The organism is Gemmiger formicilis (assembly GCF_900167555.1).
GTDB lineage: Bacteria > Bacillota > Clostridia > Oscillospirales > Ruminococcaceae > Gemmiger > Gemmiger formicilis.
Genome location: NZ_FUYF01000003.1, coordinates 226,419 through 243,042 on the forward strand (window position 1 = coordinate 226,419; position 16,624 = coordinate 243,042).

Consider the following 16,624-nt stretch of genomic DNA (forward strand, 5'->3'; position numbering starts at 1 on the left):
TAAATCTTATAAAAGCTGGGTTACGCTTATAAAATATTTCAGAATGACAAAAAGGCCGCATTCCCTGCGGAATGCGGCCCTGCAAGCTATACTTTTAGATGGAGATTGCTTTGGCGATCTCGATCATATCGCGGTCAATCGTCTTGTGCATGGACAGTGCAACGTTGACATCGTAGTCAACGATCTTGTCGCCGGAGACGGCAACAACACGGTTGTAGATGCCCTTGTCCAGCAGGTCAATGGCGTGGTAGCCCATCAGCGAGGCGTTCACGCGGTCACGGACCGTCGGAGAGCCGCCGCGCTGGATGTGGCCCAGAACGGTTGCTCGGGAGTCAACGCCGGTGGCCGCCTGGATCTGGTTGGCCAGCTCCTGCGCACCGACAACGCCCTCGGACACAATGATAATGAAGTGTTTCTTGCCCGTGACCTGGGTCTGGCGCATACGCTCGAGAATATCGCGCTCAAAATCGAACGGGATCTCAGGCAGCAGAACAGCCACAGCGCCGGTAGCGATACCGACGTTCAGGGCAATATAACCGGCATGATGGCCCATGACCTCAACGACAGAGCAACGGTCATGGCTCTGGGTGGTGTCGCGCAGCTTATCGATGGCCTCGACAGCGGTATTCATAGCCGTATCGTAGCCGATGGTGTATTCGCTGCAGGCGATGTCGTTATCGATGGTGCCGGGCAGGCCGATGCAGGGAATGCCCTGGTTGGCCAGCGCACGGGCGCCCATGAAGGAGCCGTCGCCGCCGATGACGACCAGTGCGTCGATGCCCAGCTCCTTGCAGCGGGCAAGACCCTTGGCCTGGCCTTCCTTCGTCTTGAACTCCAGGCAGCGCGCGGTATACAGAATCGTACCGCCGCGGTGGATGATCTCCGATACGCTGCGGACGTTCATTTCATAAACTTCGCCGTTGATCAGGCCGTTGTAACCACGCTGGATGCCCATCATGCGGTAGCCCTTGCTGATGCCTGCACGAACAATGGCACGCACAGCAGCGTTCATGCCAGGTGCGTCACCGCCGCTGGTGAGCACACCGATCGTTTTGATTTCCTTAGCCATAAAGCGAGCCCCTCCTATTTCGGGAACTATGGACCCGCCTGAACCATTACGATTTATTCAGGCGTGGTCATCACGTTACAATAAATTTTTAACAATCTCGCGACCATACACATTATACCACACTTTGCGCCCTGAAATTATGGATAAATCGCGCAAAACGTATGGATTTATTTTGCAGAGTGCTCAACATCCTGCACTTTTACACAGTCCTTGCCCAAAATGCGCTCCAATTCAGCGCGCAGAAGCGGGTCATCTTTTACCGCCATGTGCCGCGCCAGCATGGCCCTGCCGGTATCTTGGAAGCGGAAATACACCCGCACCGTGCCACCGTCGAAAATGTTGCAGAGCAGGTTTTCTACCTTGTGCATCTGCGCACTGTCGCGGGAGGGTACGGTCAGGAAGTACCCGGCGGCCCCTCCCCCGCTTGTCTCACGCTTGACGCGCTCCACGCGGTTCATGCCAAAGTTTTTACCGGGGTCGTAGGTCTCGATGGGCTGCACGCCCTCGACGATCAGGCGGGCAGCCTCGTCCTCCTTGACGGAGACGCGGCCATTGGCGACCACAACGGCGTTTTCCTGCAAGGCCGCGCGGCACTCGGCCAGGATGCGCGGGAACACCAGCAGCTCCATGCTGCCGGTCAGGTCCTCGACGGTGGTAAAGGCCATCAGCGTGTTGGACTTGGTGGTCATGATCTTGTTTTTGACGATTGTGCAGACAAGCGTCACCGTCTGGTTGTCAAACTGCTTTGCGTCCTCGCCCAGCAGCTGAGCAATCGTGCAGGTGGAAACCTGCGCGATTTGGGCACGGTAGGCGTCCAGCGGATGGCCGGACAGGTAGAGGCCGGAGACCTCCTTCTCCATTTTCAGCAGATCAGAGGCGGAATATTCCGGCAGGTTCGGGACCTTATAGTCGTTTGCGGGTTTCTCGTCCTCTCCTCCGCCCATCAGGCCGAACAAGTCCATCTGGCCGTCCAGATTCTGGCGGGCGTCGGTCTCGACACTTTTCAGAATACCCTCGACACTCTCGAGCATACCGTGGCGGGTCGGCTCCAGAGTATCGAATGCACCGGCTTTGACGAGGTTCTCCAGCGCACGGCGGTTGAGACCCGTGCCGTGCAGCCGCTTGCAGAAGTCATAGAGGCTGCTATAGGGGCGCTCGGCACGCTCCTTAATGACGGCCTCGATCAGGTCGCGGCCCACGCTCTTGACAGCGTTCAAGCCAAAGCGGATCCGCTCGCCGTCCGCCGTGAAGCCGCCGCGCGACACGTTGATGTCAGGCTGCTGGACCTTTATCCCCAAGCGCTGGCACTCCGTCGTGTACTCAATGACCTTGGATGTGTTGTCGAGCACGCTCGTCAGCAGCGCCGCCATGAACTCATGCGGGTAGTGGCATTTCAAATACGCAGTCTGGAACGCCACGTAGGCATAGCAGGCGGCGTGGGATTTGTTGAACGCATACGACGCAAAGCTGATCATATCGTCGTAAATTTCGTTGGCAATATTTTCCGGCACGCCGTTGGCAACACAGCCTGCGCACTCCTTGCCCGGCTCCTTGCAGCCGTGGACGAAGTGCTCACGCTCCGCCTCCATGACCTTGAGCTTCTTTTTACTCATGGCGCGGCGGACGTTATCAGCCTGGCCGAAGCTGAAGCCGGCCAGCTCGCGGCAGATCTGCATGACCTGCTCCTGATAGATGACAACGCCGTTCGTGACATCGACGATGTGCGCCATCTGCGGCGTCTTATAGGTCACATGGGACGGGTCCTTGCGGTTGCGCAGATAGGTCGGGATGGAGTCCATCGGGCCGGGGCGGTAGAGCGAGATCAGTGCGATAATGTCCTCGAGGTTTTTCGGGCGCATGCCGACAAGCACCTGCGTCATGCCCGTGGATTCAAGCTGGAAGATACCCTCGGTCTCGCCCTTTGCCAGCATCGCGTAGGTGTCGGGATCGTCATAGTCGAGGTTCGCAATGCGGAAATCCGGGTCCTTGCGGCGCACGGCCAGCTCGGTATCATGGATGACCGTCAGCGTGCGCAGACCCAGAAAATCCATTTTCAAAAGACCCAGACGCTCGATTTCCACCATGTTGAACTGGGTCACGGGCAGGCCGTCGTTGGTGGACAGCGGCACATACTCGGTAGCGGGGTCACGAGTGATGACGACGCCCGCCGCGTGGGTGGAGGCGTGGCGCGGCATGCCCTCGACCTTCAGCGAGGTGTCGATCAGCTCATGTACCTGATTGTCGGCGTCGTACAGCGTCTTTAAGTCGGGGCTGACCTCCAGCGCCTTTTTCAGCGTCATTTTCAGGTCTGTGGGGATGAGCTTTGCCACACGGTCCACGTCCTGATAGCTCATGCCCATAACGCGGCCCACATCGCGCACAGCGGCGCGGGCGGCCATCGTACCGAACGTCACGATCTGGGCCACATGGTCGCGGCCATACTTCTCGTTGACGTAGTCAATGACCTCCTGACGGCGCTCGTAGCAGAAGTCAACGTCAAAGTCGGGCATTGAGACGCGCTCGGGGTTCAGGAAGCGTTCAAAAATCAGATTGTACCGGATGGGGTCTATGTCGGTGATGCCGACGCAGTAGGCCGCCAGACTGCCCGCGCCGGAGCCACGGCCCGGTCCGACGGGGATGTCGTGGCTTTTGGCGTAGTTGATAAAGTCGTAGACGATAAGGTAGTAGTTCGTGTAGCCCATCGTCTTGACGACATTGATCTCATAGGTCAGGCGCTCCTTCAAAGCGTCCGTGACCCTGCCGGGATAGCGGCGCTCGAGGCCGTCCCAGCAGAGCTTTTCAAAGTATTCCTGGTTCTCCATGCCGTCCGGGGCCTTGAAGTACGGCAGCTTTGTCTCGCCAAAGGTGAACTCGAAATTGCACTGCTCGGCAATTTTGTTCGTGTTCTCGCAGGCCTCCGGCACCATCGAGAACAGGTCGTACATCTCGTCGGTGGATTTCAGGTAGAACTCGTCGGTCTGGAACTCCATGCGGTCCACATCGTTGATGGTCTTGCCGGTCTGGATGCACAGCAGAATGCTCTGCATCTTGGCGTCCTCTTTCGTGATGTAGTGGGCGTCGTTCGTTGCGACCATCGGGATGCCGGTCTCACGCGCTAAGCGGATGAGCTGCGGCAGCACGGCCTGGTCCTCCTCAAGGCCGTGGTCCTGCAATTCGATATAGTAGTTTTCCGCACCAAACAGGTCACGGTACCACAGGGCCGTCTGCCTGGCGCGGTCGTAGTCCCCCGCCAGCAGTGCCTTGGGGATCTCGCCCGCGAGACAAGCAGACAGGCAGATCAGGCCGTCGTGGTATTTTTCCAGCAGCTGCTTGTCGATGCGGGGCTTTGAGTAAAAGCCCTCGGTAAAGCCGGCGGAGACCATCTTGATAAGATTCTTGTAGCCTGTCTCATTTTTGCACAGCAAAATCAGGTGGTTGTTGCCGTCGATGCGGTTGACCTTGTCAAACCGGGTGCGGGTCGCCACGTAGACCTCACAGCCGATGATCGGCTTGATGCCTGCGGCCTTGGCGGCGTCAAAAAACGCCACACAGCCGTACATAACGCCGTGATCCGTGATGGCACACGCCGTCTGCCCCATCGCCTTCAGTCGGTCAAACATCCGGTCAATGCGGCAGGCACCGTCCAGCAGGCTGTACTCGGTATGCACATGCAGGTGGGTAAATTGTCTTTGGGTCGTTTCAGGCATTCGTTGCTTCCTTTTCGGTAGGCTCCGGGGCAGCATCCAGACGGGCGGCGGCCTCCTGGATCTTCTTCATGCGGTGGGAAAGCCCGGCCTTGCTGACCGGCGGATCAAACTTCTGCGCCAGCTTGGCCAGCGGCAGGTCTGGGTACTGCATCCGCAGCCTGGCGGTGTGGCGCAGGGTCTCGGGCAGGGTGTTCAGCGCCCCTGCCGCCTGCAGCTTTTCAATCGCCAGCTGCACCTGCACGGCGGCATTCACGCTTTTGCTGATGTTGGCCGTCTCGCAGTTGGAAAGGCGGTTCGTCTTGTTGCGCATTTCATTGTACATGCGCTGGTCCATGATACGCATGGCCGCGCCGCCCGCGCCCATAAAGGTCAGCAGGTCCTCGATATGATCCGCCGCCTTGATGTAGATCGTGTTCGCGCCCTTGCGCAGTGCGCGGTGCGGGTGGAAGTTATGCTCCGCCAGCATGGCCTCCAGCTGTTGGGAAAGGTAATGCCGCGTGGAGAGGAACTCCAGATTATAGCTCTTTTCGGGGTCTGTCATCGTGCCGCAGCACAGAAACGCCGTGGCGATGAACGCCTGCATACAGTTTTGGCATTTGAAGTTTTCCGGGCGGATGCGCAGGGTCGGTTCCTTGCCGGTGTGGCCAAAGAGCGCCAGCATTTTGGCGACCTCGTCAGGGTCCTTCACACTGAACTCATACACGGGGCCGGTGGGGCGCTCCTTGCTGATGACCGTCCCCTGCACGCCGCAGCGGCGGTAGAGCTTTTGGGCAAAATGGGCCACGCCCTCATTTTCGGTTTGCAGAACAACGCCGCGGTCATCAAAGTATTTGCCAAAACAGGCCACCGCATACGCGGCGGCCATGTTGCAGCAGGGCTTTGAAATTTTGCGGCGCAGTATTTCGTTTTTCACTTCTTGAGAAAAGCTCAAGGCGGTGTTCTCCCTTATTATAGACTTCGGTTCACGTCGCGGTGCTGTACGCTGGGTGCGTAGCCGAGCTTCTTGCAAAATTCACCGATCTTACGCGCAAAGGTGATGGAGCGGTGCTTGCCGCCGGTGCAGCCCACCGCGATCATCAGCTGGCTCTTGCCCTCCTTCACGTAGAGCGGCAGCGCATATTCGAGCATATACTCATAGCGGTGCAGCAGCTCCTGCGACTCCTCGGAGGCCATGACGTAGTCAACGACCTCCTGATCCAGACCGGTCTTGTGCTTGAGCTCCGGCACATAGAAGGGGTTCGGCAGGCAGCGCACATCGAGCACGAGATCTGCCTCCTGCGGCAGCCCGTACTTGAAGCCGAAGGATACGACCATCAGCTCCATCGGGCTTTCGCCCTTGTCCAGGAACAGGCTGCACACCCGTTCCCGGTTCTGCGCCGCCGAGAGCAGCGACGTGTCAATGACATACTTTGCCTTATCGCGCAGCGGCTGCAGAAGGCGGCGTTCCCGCGCGATGGCCTCGGTGATGGGAATTTTCTCGGCGGCGGCCAGCGGGTGCTGGCGGCGCGTCTCCTTGTAGCGGCGCTGAATGGCTGCATCGTTGGCATCCAGGAAAAGAATATCGTAGTCGATCTTCTTTTCATCAAGGTCGGCCAGCGCCTCCTGCAGCTTTTCAATGCTGCGCACGCCGCGCACGTCCATGACGACGGCGACGCGGTTCAGCTGGTTTTCGCCCTGCAGGGCGAAGTCCACGATACGCGGCAGCAGCGCCACCGGGATGTTGTCAATGCAGAAAAAGCCGATGTCCTCCAGCGCGTTGACAGCCATTGACTTGCCCGCGCCGGAAAGGCCGGTCACGATCAGAAAATTCATCTTCCCCACCGCTCTCTTATTTTACCACGCGAATTTCGCGTTCCAGCACAAAGCCGGTCCTGGCCTCAACAATTTGACGGACCTGCTCGGTCAGTGCGACCACGTCGGCGCAGGTCGCGCCGCCGCGGTTGATGACAAAGCCGCAGTGCTTTTCACTGATCTGTGCACCGCCCACGGTAAAACCCCGCAGGCCGCAGTCCTCGATCAGCTTGCCCGCAAACGCGCCCTGGGGCCGCTTGAAGGTGCTGCCGGCGCTCGGCCATTCAAGGGGCTGCTTTTCCCTGCGCTTGCCCAGCAGCTCCTGCATACGGGCCAGCACGGCGGCTCCGTCACCGCGGTGCAGCACCACCGTGGCCGACAGGATGCACCAGTCGGGGTTCTGCTCAAAAATGCTCGTGCGGTAGCCCATGGCCAGGTCTGCCGCAGGCAGTGTGCGCAACTGCAAATCACTGTCAAGGAAGGTCACGCTCTCCAGCACGTCCTTCAGCTCACTGCCGTAGGCACCGGCGTTCATATAGACCGCACCGCCCACCGTACCGGGGATACCGCAGGCAAATTCCAGACCCGTCAGGCCCAGCGTCTGCGCCTTGCTGCACAGCCGCCCCAGCGTCTGCCCGGCCCCGGCGGTGATGCGCACCGCGTCCGTATCAAGGCCGGAATTTTCCATCCCGGACAGGCCGCGCATGTCAATGACCGCGCCGTCAAACCCGGCATCGTCAAACAGTGTGTTGGAGCCGTTGCCGAGCAGGTAGACGCGGACACCGTTTTCCCGGCAGAGCTGCAGGGTGCGGCGCAGCTGCTCTGCATCCCGGGGCGTACACCAGAAGGCTGCCGGGCCGCCGATCTTAAACGTCGTGTGGGGGGCCAGCGGCTCCCCCTGCGCAAAGGGCAGCTGCTGTGCCGTCAGCGCCGCGCAAAGAGCCGTGATCGTCTGTTCCTGCATGGAAACCTCCGTAGTATCAGCGTTTTATCAAATAGAACTGCCCAGTGCGGCAGCGCCGATCACACCTGCATCGTTGTGCAGCTGGCAGGCGCAGATAACCGGGAACTTGCCGGTGGTGATGTTCCGGGTCTCGTTCTCCGCATAGGCGCGGACGGGGGCCAGCAGGACCTCGCCCTGGTTGGACACACCGCCGCCGATGCAGATGACCTCCGGCTCGAACGTGTTGATGACGTTGGCGATGCCGACGCCGACATACTCGATCCAGCTGTCGATGACCTTCCGGGCGGTCTCATCGCCCTTGGCAGCGGCATCAAAGGCCAGCTTGGCGTTGACGTGGTCGATGTCCTGGGTCATCGACCACATAATGGTGTTCTTGTCGGCCTGCATGGCGGCCTTCGTCTCGCGGGTCAGTGCGCTGGCGGAGGCGTAGCGCTCCCAGCAGCCCCTGCGTCCGCAGGTGCACTGGATGCCGTCCTTGACAATGACGTTGTGACCCATTTCACCGGCGGCGAAGTTGAAGCCGCGCAAAATCTTGCCGCCCAGGATAATGCCGCTGCCGATGCCGGTGCCTAAAGTAATGACGACCGCATCGTTGTACCCCTTTGCACCACCCGCAATGTACTCGCCGTAGGCGGCGGCGTTGGCGTCGTTCTCGACATAGACCTTGCAGCCGAGCAGGGCCTCGAGGTCAGGGCCGAGGTTCCAGTCGTAATAGCCGAAGTTCGTGTTGAAGCCGACGAAGCCGGTGGTAAAGTTCACGCTGCCGGGCGTGCCGATGCCGACATATTTGATGTCGGCAAAATCGACCTTATTATCCCGGGCCACGGTGCGGCACAGGTCGGCCAGTGCCTTTTCCAGATCCTCCGCCGGGCGCGGCAGACGGGTGGCCCAGGTCAGCTTACCGACGATCTCATAATTTTCGTTGACAATACCGGCGGTCATTGTGGTGCCGCCCAGGTCGATACCAATCGTGTATTTGCTCATAACAAAATTCCTCCTACTTCTTCTGCACAGGGCTTACCGTGCAGTTGTAATTCCTGTACCAGATTTTCCCGCGTCGCGTTCACGATCAGCTCCTGCGGGAACTGCATTTCCTCCAGCATGGCGTAGAGGGCCGTCAGGCCGTGCTGCAGCTGGTGGGTGCTGTGGGCATCACTGTCCACTGATATATGACAGCCGTTGGCAAGGCAGGCCCGCAGCAGGGCGCGCATATTGGGGATGCCGTCCCTGCGGACGTTGAACGAGTTGCCGTTCAGCTCCACGACCTTGTGATTGCGGGCAAATGCCTTCGTGACAAGGTCGTAGTCATAGCGGTAGTTTTCCTGCTCGGAGTGACCGATGATGTCGACATAGGGGTTCTCGGCCACAGCCAACCAGAGGCGGTTAGCCTCCCTGCGGGTCAGCAGACCCGGCACGCAGGAGCTATGGATGGATGCGACGACCCAATCCTGCGCTTTGAGCTGGCTTTCCGAAAGGTCCAGCCCGCCCTTGGTGTCCATGACGTTGGCCTCCGCTCCGTAGAGCATGACGACACCGCCGATTTCCCGGGGCATCGCGCTCCAGTTCTGGAAGTGCCAGGCGTGGGGCGAATCCGGCATGGCGGGCGCATGGTCGGTCACAGCCAGCGCGCAGTAGCCGATTTCCTTAGCGGCTGCGGCCATTTCCGTAAAAGTATTGTATGCGTGCGTTGCGCACAGGGTATGCGTGTGCAGGTCTGCGATCATCTGCATGGAACGGAAAAACCTCTTTTATTTTGTAATGTCGTCTGCCAGGCCCAGCTGGGTCAGCAGCTCCTTGGCAGCGTTGTAGCCCATCTCCTTCTGGCGGTTGTTGATGGCAGCCGTTTCCAGAATGACGGCCAGGTTACGGCCCGGCATAACGGGAATGAGCATGCTGGGCACCTTGACACCGAGGATGTCGTAATACTCCGTCTCCAGGCCCGTGCGGTCATAGTTCTTGGTGCGGTCCCAGGGCTCGAGCTGGACGACCATCTCGACCTCGACGCTCGAGCGGACCGAGCCGATGCCGAACACCCGCGCCACGTTGATAATGCCGATGCCGCGCAGCTCAATAAAGTGGCGGATGTTGGCGGGCGCGGTGCCCAAAATTTTGCGGTAGGATACCCGGCGCAGCTCAACCGCATCATCAGCGATCAGGCGGTGGCCGCGCTTGACGAGCTCAATGGCCGTCTCGCTCTTGCCGACACCGGAGTCGCCCAGAATCAGGATGCCCTCGCCGTAGACCTCGACAAGCACGCCGTGGCGGGTGATGCGGGGGGCCAGCTCGGTGTTCAGGGTCGTGATGAGCTGCCCCATCAGGGCGGACGTCATCTCGGTGGACATCAGGATCGGTACACCGTACTGCTTGGCAAACTGCATCATTTCGGAAAGCGGCTGCATGCCGCGGGTCAGCACGATGGCCGGCGGCTGGAAGGAGAACAGCTTTTCCAGATGGGTGTTGCGCAGTGAGGTGGACAGCTCATCCAGATAGGACATCTCGGTCAGGCCGATGATCTGGATGCGTTTGCTGTCAAAGTTTTCGTAGTAACCGGCCAGCAGGATACCCGGACGGTAGACCTCGGTGGCTGTGACCTGAATTTTATCCAGCTCACAGGGGGTGTAGGCAATCGTCAGGTTGGCTTCCTCGGCCAATTTTGCAAGGGAAACAGAGAATTCGGACACAGTGGAACGCCCCTTTCCTAGTTTCAAACATTATTTTCTATTATACCGTACCCGCCCGTTTTTGTACAGAGGGCGCGGGCGCACAATGTTAAAAAAATACCCGCTGTTTTTGTGGAAACAGCGGGCGGAGCTTTATATTTGGGGGCGCAAGGCGGCAAGGCCGGTGCGCAGCGTTCTTTGCAGCCAGAGCAGTGCGTGCGCTGCGGCAAATGTTGCGGCCAGATAGACGACAAACAAAAACGCCGTGTCCCGGCGGGACAGCACCGCCAGATCAAAGTGCGCGGCCAGCTCCTGGATCAGAACGTGATGCACAAGGAACACCGCGTAGGATATTTTGGCAAGCTGTGCGCCCACCGCGCGGGGCCACGGGCGGTCCAGCAGCGGGGCCGCCAGCGCCAGCAGGATGAACACCCCGGCACCGGCCAGCGCGCAGGTGATCTTACCGTCCCATGGCTGTGCCAGCACGGCCCCCGCCAGCAGCAGCGGGGCCAGAATATACCGTGTGCGTCCGGCGAGCGTTAAAAACGTCATGCCGAACAGAAATTCCGGGATATGCACGGCCACAAGCCGCGCGTCCCAGCCCAGCAGGTGCACCGGGATGCAGACCACCAGCGTCAGCGCCCAGGTCAGCCACGGCCTTTTGCGCAGCCCCCGCTGCAAAAGCGGGAACAGCAAGTATAAAAACAGGATGCTGCCGAGGAACCACTCGCCCACACAGGCAAAGTCTGTTCCGACCCAGCCCGCGGCAACGGCAAAGTTGTCGAGACCCAGAAGCGTCAGCACCAGCGTGACGGTCCTTGCCCCGCCGAAGCTGCCGGGGTGCGCCACAAACCGATAGCTGAACACGACGAACCACGCGAGCCAGAACAGCGGGTAGACAGCCCTCGCACGCCTTTTGTAAAACTGCGCAGGGCTTTGCTCCGCCGGGACGGTCAGCGCCAGCGATGCGCCGGACACAATGAAAAACAGCGAGGAGCCGAAATCTCCCAGATAAATGCCCAGCGGCAGCGTGCTGGTAAAGAGTTTGTGCGGCAGTGTAAAATACCCCGTGACCGTCGCGTTGAAATGCACGATCAAGATGCAGATCAGCGCTGCGGCACGGACAAGATCAAGATAAAACAGGCGTTGCTTTTTGATGGGTGGTCTCCCCTTTTACTTTTGCAGTCTGTGCTTGACGAGCCGCCCCAGCTGCTTGGCTACAGCGGCAGGCTGAGCGGCGGCGGTCTCATACTCATTTAAGATATCCGCCCGCGCCGCAGACCGGGTCAACGGCTCAAAGGCGGCGGTATAGGCACCGTTTTTCTGGGCGGTCAGGGCCAGCTTCCAGGCGTCACGCTGGCTTGTGCAGGCTGGTATGCCGTCCGGGAAGGCAGACTCCCGCACAAGCACCCAGCCGCAGTTGGGCGCGGGCGGCGGGTCACTGCCGACGGGCACGGATACCTCCTGTGCCAGTGCGTCCTTCTCCCGCATCCAGGCGGCGCGGCGGGCGGCGGTGCAGCCCTGCCACAGCGGCAGAGAAGGGCTTAACACGCCAAGCATCGGATTTTTTTCAAACAAAGCAGCAGCTTCTGCCAGCAGTGTGTCCGCGTTGGCGGCTGCCTGCCGGTTATACCAGTCGGTCACGGGGTCCGCGGCGGGCTGTTCGTAATGAAGCAGCCGCAGGCCCAGCTCGTTCAGGTCGGGCGTTTCCCCTGTCGGTGCGCCGACAGGATAGCACCAGTGCAGGTTTTGGGCAAGGGCTGAAAGCGGCTGTGTTTTTAACAGCGAGACCAGCAGCAGCTCCAGTGGAAAATCCGTATAGGCCGTCACATAGTCGCAGAGCTCCCGCGCGGCGAGGCCGTCCGTGCGGCGCAGTTCATCCGCATAGGGCGTGAACAGGCTGCGCCGTTTGAAAAACGGGCAGCCGCGGTTTGCCAGCAGCTCCCGCGGGCAGGCCATAATGGGGTTTACAAAAACCGGTTTCAGGTCGTCCGTCTGCACGTAGGTATCCCAGGCATAGCCCCTGGCGGCAAAATACGGCGTGAACCGCGTTTCGTGGCGGATGATAGACTGTTCGTAGCTGGCCGGCAGCGCCATTTCCTGCCAGTAGCTCCAGAAATCGTCACTGTTGAACAGCCGCGGGCGCACCGCAATAAAATGGGATTGCAGATGCTCGGGCACTGCGCCGCCAAAGCGGCGGCTCTGCATGGCGTAGTGGCGGGTCAGCCCCCAGAAGTCCAGCTCCGGGCGGGCGTCCATCGCGGTGAACATCGCCGCCAGTGAGCAGACCGGCCCGGCCAGCGTGTAGTTCATCAGGACGATTTCCTCATACTCGGCCAGCTTCTCCCGGCCCAGAGTCAACAGAACCTCCCTGTATGCGCCGACGTCGAAACCGACGTTTTCCCGTTCGATGCGGCCCGCACCGGACTGGCGCACCCAGACGCGGTCCGCCGGGGCAAGCGTGCCGTTGGTGACGAATACTACCCTGCCGTATTTCTGCACAGCCTGTACGGCAATGCGGCAGGCCGTATCGATGCAGCCTGCCGGGTCATAGTGGAAGTAGATGACCAGTCGTTTCATGCGTTGTCAGTCCTCATAGGGGCCTTCGTGGGGGCCAAAGATAGCGCGCTTGGTGTTGATGATGACCTTGTAGGAGCCTGCGGGCAGATTGTCCCGCAGCCAGTTGCGCGCGTGACGGCGGCGGCTGTCGGAGTACGGGCCGTAGTGGCTGAACAGGTGGTGCTTTTTGTAGGCAAAGCCGGTGGCCGAGCTGACCGCACCATAGAAGGTCGTGCAGTCAAACACGCGGGCCAGCGGGCGGATCACGCCGCCCGCGTAGGCCTGCATCGTATCGTTGTGGGTCACGGCGTAGCTCTTGCTCATGACCACTGCCGGGTAGTAGCCCGCGCTCTGGGCCACAAACGGATAGATTCGCTCAATGGCATGGCTGATCGTGCCGTCCTGCGGCAGCGGCTCGGGCGGAAAGTCCGAGTGCTGCCAGCCGTGGTCAAACAGCGGTGCCAGTGCCTTGGGGCGGAACCAGAACACACTGCCGTAGGGCGCAATGGGCGATTTTTCACCGGAAACAGGCGCATCGATGCCAAGGTCTTTCATCAGCTTTTTCGTGTTCTCAAAGTTCGGGCCCCAGCCGCCGGAGCACATATTCATGAAGTAAAGTCCGTGCGTCGGGTACGGCGGGCAGAGAATGCCGAGGTACGGGTCCTTCTCAAACTCGCACAGCACATTCAGCACATGAGCAGCGTTTTTGCAGACATTCTCATTGCAGACATAGCCAAAGCTCGCGCCGACGCTGCCGGGGCGGGTCTGGATGGCTTTTTTGTCGTGCATGAAGCAGGCGTAGTCATAGTCCCGCAGCTGCGGGGCCAGGTCACAGAGGAAGGCGCCGACGTCGCGGCCCTGGTTCTCCACCACGGTCACGGTGACGCTGCGGACGTTCAGGTCCGCAAAGGCGGCCTCGATCTGCGGCTTCTTATCAGCACTGCTCGTCGAGATGAAAATATCCGTCTCTGGCGGGAACTTTGCCGCAAACGCCTTGCTGGAATCCAGCATATCCATGAAATACAGGTGCATGGCCAGCGCAATGCGGCGGTTTTGGCGGATGCTCTGTGCCGTTGCCTCGTCCAACACCGTCGGCTCGATGATGCGGGTCAGTGCGAGATTGCGGGTAAAATCGTGCGGGTGCATCGTGCGGATCATGTTCTTCCAGATGAGGTCCATCGGATAGTCCGTCTCGTCCCGCAGATAGTCGTACAGCTCCTGCACCGGCTCACCTGCCGTGTCGTTGAGATAGGCCTCCAGCTCGTGCATAAAGCTGCGGCGCTTGAACAGCGGGCATTTTTTCTCCCGCAATAAAAGCGTCGGGCAGACGAGCAGCGGATAGTCTGTGAAGTCCTTCAGGTCATCGGTTTTCACATAGACATCCCACTTGAAGCCCTTATCCTCAAACTGCTTGGTGAACACAGCCTCGTATCGCTGCACCGAGTCGGTGTAGCTCTCGATCATCGGCATGTTGTCCCAGTAGGCCTGCAGCTCCGGGTTCTGCACAAAGCGCCGACGGTAAACGATGAAGTGAGACTGGATGTGTACGGGCAGATAGTTATACAGGTGCTTGCCCTTGAAGGGGTTCGACTTGGCACCGTGGTGGATGGACAGGCCCCAGAAATCGAGGTCCTGATTCTCCCACATGGCGTCGAACATCTCTTTCAGCGGGCGCACAGGACCCATCAGGGTGGAGTTCGTCATGACGATCTCGTCAAATTCCGAGAGCTTCGCCCAGCCGTAGGAATCCAGCGCGGTCTTGTACGCCCAGACGTCAAGACCCTTGTTCTCGCGCACGATGATGTTGTCGGTAAACTGCGAGAAGGCCGCGCGGCCCTGCTCGCTCAATTTGCCGTTGCAGACAACGACCAGCTCGGTCAGGTTCTTATTCAGGTCGGCAAGGTAGTAGGTGATAAAATCATCCACGTCGCCGTTTTTTTCATAGAAGAAAAAGATGCCCAATCGTTTCATTGCGTTTTTCCTTTTTGTATGTTATGCACGCTTGCAGGTATCGTTTGCCAGAATGCGGTTGATTTTTGTCGGGTCGCCCCAGGTGCCCGGGCTGTCATACGGACGGTCCGGGAACGCGCCGTAGTCGAGCTTGATCTTGTAGTTCTTGTCGCGCAGGAACTGCTCCACGCGGTCCGCCAGACTCATCGGCTTGCCGGTGCAGACATTGATGATGCCGTTGATCTCCTCCTGCACACTGGCGGCCACGATCATGTTGGCCAGCTCGTCCACGTCGATGAAGTCATAGAGGTTGCTGCCGCTCGTGAACGGGAAAGTCTTTTTGCCGTCCTGCTCGGCCTGGGTGATCTTGGCAAAGATCGAGCTGCCGTGCACCTCGTCACCGGTGATATAGTATGCGCGCAGCCAGTGCAGCTTGCAGGGGGAATCCGCCAGCGTCAGCATCATGCTCTGGCGCAGGGCGTTCTTGGCAATGCCGTACTGGCTCTGCGGCTTGCAGGGCGTGCTCTCATTGATAGCACCTTCCCAGTAGCCGACCTCATGCATCGTGCCCATGACGCTCAGGTCCTTCAGGCCGCCGTCGATCAGCGTGTTCAAAAACGTCACATGACTGGACAGATCCTTCATGTGGGCGGCGGAATTATGGCGGAAGCCGTCGCGCCAGGCCAGATGGATGCAGACGTCCGGGCTGCCCAGCTTGCGGTACAGGTCGGCGTCACCGCCGAACAGCGGCACATCGCAGAACTCGGCGCGCTCGTCGACGCCCTTGAAGTTAAAATCCGCCGCAATGACGCGGTAGCCGCGGTCCAGCGCATTTTTTACGACATGGCGGCCAATGTAGCCCGCTGCACCGGTAACAAGAATCGTTTTCATAACTGTTCCTCTCTGACCGGCAGCAGATCGTAGAGTTTCTGCAGCCGCATCTGGTATAAAAGCAGTGCCATTGTTTGTTTTTTATTGTGCCCTGCGTCGTGCAGGGTGTCCAGCAGACTGCCCGGGTACGGGGCCAGGGCCTCCCGCAGCGTGCGCCAGGCCTTGCGGCGCAGCACGCCCGGGGCGTGTGCGTCGCGCAGCTGGTGCATCAAAAAGGTGACGGCCTGTGCGCGGCGGTCCTTCCAGACGGCCTGCAGCTCCTCCGGGCCGCACCAGCGCTGGGCGGCGTGGAATTCAGCCTCCATCCATGGCTCCAGCGCCCGGATGCGGCCCAAAAGTGCCTGCGCCGTGTGCGCGCAGGAGGTGCTCTGTGCACTCTCAAAATGGCGGTAGACGACCTGCGGGATGTAGACCGCCTTGCCGACGCGCCGATAGGCTGCGGCGTTAAAGACAAAGTCCTCCAGCCCGTAGCTGCACCGCTCATTGAAGCGCAGCCCCAGCAGCGCCGTGCGGCGGTAGAGGGCGTTCCATACAAACTGCGGGCCGCTGTTCTCCAAAAAAGCACCGTAGCTGCCGCCGCGGCCCAGCGCTATCGTGCAGGGGCTTCCGGCAGGGTGCGGCTGCTCGGCAAAGGTACCGTCCGGGCGCTGGCGCAGCAGCTCATAGCCGCCGCGCACAAGGTCGGCGCGGGTGTCCTCTGCCGTCTGCAAAAGCAGGCGCAGTGCTCCCTGCCAGAACAGGTCGTCATCGTCACAGAAGGTGATGTACTCCCCGCTCGCGGCCTCCATGCCGCGGTTGCGGGCCGCGCAGATACCGGCATTCTTCTGGGTGATGACGTGGATGCAGGGGTACTCGCTCGCCAGCGCGTGGCAAAACCGGTCCGTACCGTCCGTCGAGCCGTCGTTGACGATGATGATCTCGAGCTCTGGCACCTGCTGGGAAAGGATGGATTCCACGGCGGTGCGCAGGGTCGTCTCGGCATTGTACGCCGGGATGATCACGCTGATCTTGGCCATGGGGGTACCTCCTTTCG

General features: G+C 60.1%; 13 protein-coding genes. All 13 read right to left on the reverse strand.

The window, feature by feature from the left end; genetic code table 11:
- Positions 1 to 94: 94 nt before the first annotated feature.
- Positions 95 to 1,069: a 6-phosphofructokinase gene (gene pfkA / locus B5D32_RS04275; protein WP_078783861.1), complete on the reverse strand. Its 975-nt coding sequence runs from the start codon at positions 1,067 to 1,069 to the stop codon at positions 95 to 97.
- Positions 1,070 to 1,236: 167 nt separating this feature from the next.
- A complete protein-coding gene (locus tag B5D32_RS04280; RefSeq protein WP_078783862.1) occupies positions 1,237 to 4,776 on the reverse strand; it encodes a DNA polymerase III subunit alpha in 3,540 nt (1,179 codons plus the stop codon).
- Positions 4,769 to 5,707, reverse strand: coding sequence for a DNA-binding protein WhiA (whiA, locus tag B5D32_RS04285; protein WP_078783863.1), 939 nt, complete (start codon positions 5,705 to 5,707; stop codon positions 4,769 to 4,771). The genes B5D32_RS04280 and whiA overlap by 8 nt, the downstream gene beginning before the upstream one ends.
- Before the next feature lie 17 nt (positions 5,708 to 5,724).
- Positions 5,725 to 6,588, reverse strand: a complete 864-nt coding sequence (gene rapZ / locus B5D32_RS04290) for an RNase adapter RapZ (RefSeq protein ID WP_078783864.1) — start codon at positions 6,586 to 6,588, stop codon at positions 5,725 to 5,727.
- 16 nt (positions 6,589 to 6,604) lie between these two features.
- Positions 6,605 to 7,531 carry a UDP-N-acetylmuramate dehydrogenase gene (murB, locus tag B5D32_RS04295; protein ID WP_078783865.1) on the reverse strand — a complete coding sequence of 309 codons (927 nt, stop codon included), beginning with the start codon at positions 7,529 to 7,531 and terminating at the stop codon, positions 6,605 to 6,607.
- A 27-nt stretch (positions 7,532 to 7,558) separates the two neighbouring features.
- Positions 7,559 to 8,515, reverse strand: coding sequence for an ROK family protein (locus B5D32_RS04300; protein WP_078783866.1), 957 nt, complete (start codon positions 8,513 to 8,515; stop codon positions 7,559 to 7,561).
- Positions 8,512 to 9,261 (reverse strand): phosphatase, encoded by a 750-nt coding sequence (locus B5D32_RS04305; RefSeq protein WP_078783867.1) that lies wholly within the window; start codon positions 9,259 to 9,261, stop codon positions 8,512 to 8,514. Before B5D32_RS04305 ends, B5D32_RS04300 begins: the two co-directional genes overlap by 4 nt.
- An 18-nt stretch (positions 9,262 to 9,279) precedes the next feature.
- Positions 9,280 to 10,212 carry an HPr(Ser) kinase/phosphatase gene (gene hprK, locus B5D32_RS04310; RefSeq protein WP_078783868.1) on the reverse strand — a complete coding sequence of 311 codons (933 nt, stop codon included), beginning with the start codon at positions 10,210 to 10,212 and terminating at the stop codon, positions 9,280 to 9,282.
- Between the two features lie 132 nt (positions 10,213 to 10,344).
- Positions 10,345 to 11,349, reverse strand: a complete 1,005-nt coding sequence (locus B5D32_RS04315; RefSeq protein ID WP_078783869.1) for an acyltransferase family protein — start codon at positions 11,347 to 11,349, stop codon at positions 10,345 to 10,347.
- A gap of 15 nt (positions 11,350 to 11,364) precedes the next feature.
- Complete coding sequence (locus B5D32_RS04320) at positions 11,365 to 12,771, reverse strand: rhamnan synthesis F family protein (protein ID WP_078783870.1); 1,407 nt, start codon at positions 12,769 to 12,771, stop codon at positions 11,365 to 11,367.
- A 6-nt stretch (positions 12,772 to 12,777) separates the two neighbouring features.
- The gene (locus tag B5D32_RS04325) at positions 12,778 to 14,721 is read right to left on the reverse strand and encodes a rhamnan synthesis F family protein (RefSeq protein ID WP_078783871.1); all 1,944 of its coding nucleotides are present in this window, start codon (positions 14,719 to 14,721) and stop codon (positions 12,778 to 12,780) included.
- A 21-nt stretch (positions 14,722 to 14,742) separates the two neighbouring features.
- Complete coding sequence (locus B5D32_RS04330) at positions 14,743 to 15,591, reverse strand: NAD-dependent epimerase/dehydratase family protein (protein WP_078783872.1); 849 nt, start codon at positions 15,589 to 15,591, stop codon at positions 14,743 to 14,745.
- Positions 15,588 to 16,607 (reverse strand): glycosyltransferase family 2 protein, encoded by a 1,020-nt coding sequence (locus tag B5D32_RS04335; protein ID WP_159446978.1) that lies wholly within the window; start codon positions 16,605 to 16,607, stop codon positions 15,588 to 15,590. Before B5D32_RS04335 ends, B5D32_RS04330 begins: the two co-directional genes overlap by 4 nt.
- Positions 16,608 to 16,624 lie beyond the last annotated feature (17 nt).

Coding starts and splice junctions, on each gene's coding strand:
- B5D32_RS04300 (WP_078783866.1), bottom strand. CDS start 8,515: ATGAGCAAATACACGATTGGTATCGACCTGGGCGGCACCACAATGACC.
- B5D32_RS04280 (WP_078783862.1), bottom strand. CDS start 4,776: ATGCCTGAAACGACCCAAAGACAATTTACCCACCTGCATGTGCATACC.
- B5D32_RS04305 (WP_078783867.1), bottom strand. CDS start 9,261: ATGCAGATGATCGCAGACCTGCACACGCATACCCTGTGCGCAACGCAC.
- B5D32_RS04330 (WP_078783872.1), bottom strand. CDS start 15,591: ATGAAAACGATTCTTGTTACCGGTGCAGCGGGCTACATTGGCCGCCAT.
- B5D32_RS04325 (WP_078783871.1), bottom strand. CDS start 14,721: ATGAAACGATTGGGCATCTTTTTCTTCTATGAAAAAAACGGCGACGTG.
- murB (WP_078783865.1), bottom strand. CDS start 7,531: ATGCAGGAACAGACGATCACGGCTCTTTGCGCGGCGCTGACGGCACAG.
- rapZ (WP_078783864.1), bottom strand. CDS start 6,588: ATGAATTTTCTGATCGTGACCGGCCTTTCCGGCGCGGGCAAGTCAATG.
- B5D32_RS04320 (WP_078783870.1), bottom strand. CDS start 12,771: ATGAAACGACTGGTCATCTACTTCCACTATGACCCGGCAGGCTGCATC.
- pfkA (WP_078783861.1), bottom strand. CDS start 1,069: ATGGCTAAGGAAATCAAAACGATCGGTGTGCTCACCAGCGGCGGTGAC.
- B5D32_RS04335 (WP_159446978.1), bottom strand. CDS start 16,607: ATGGCCAAGATCAGCGTGATCATCCCGGCGTACAATGCCGAGACGACC.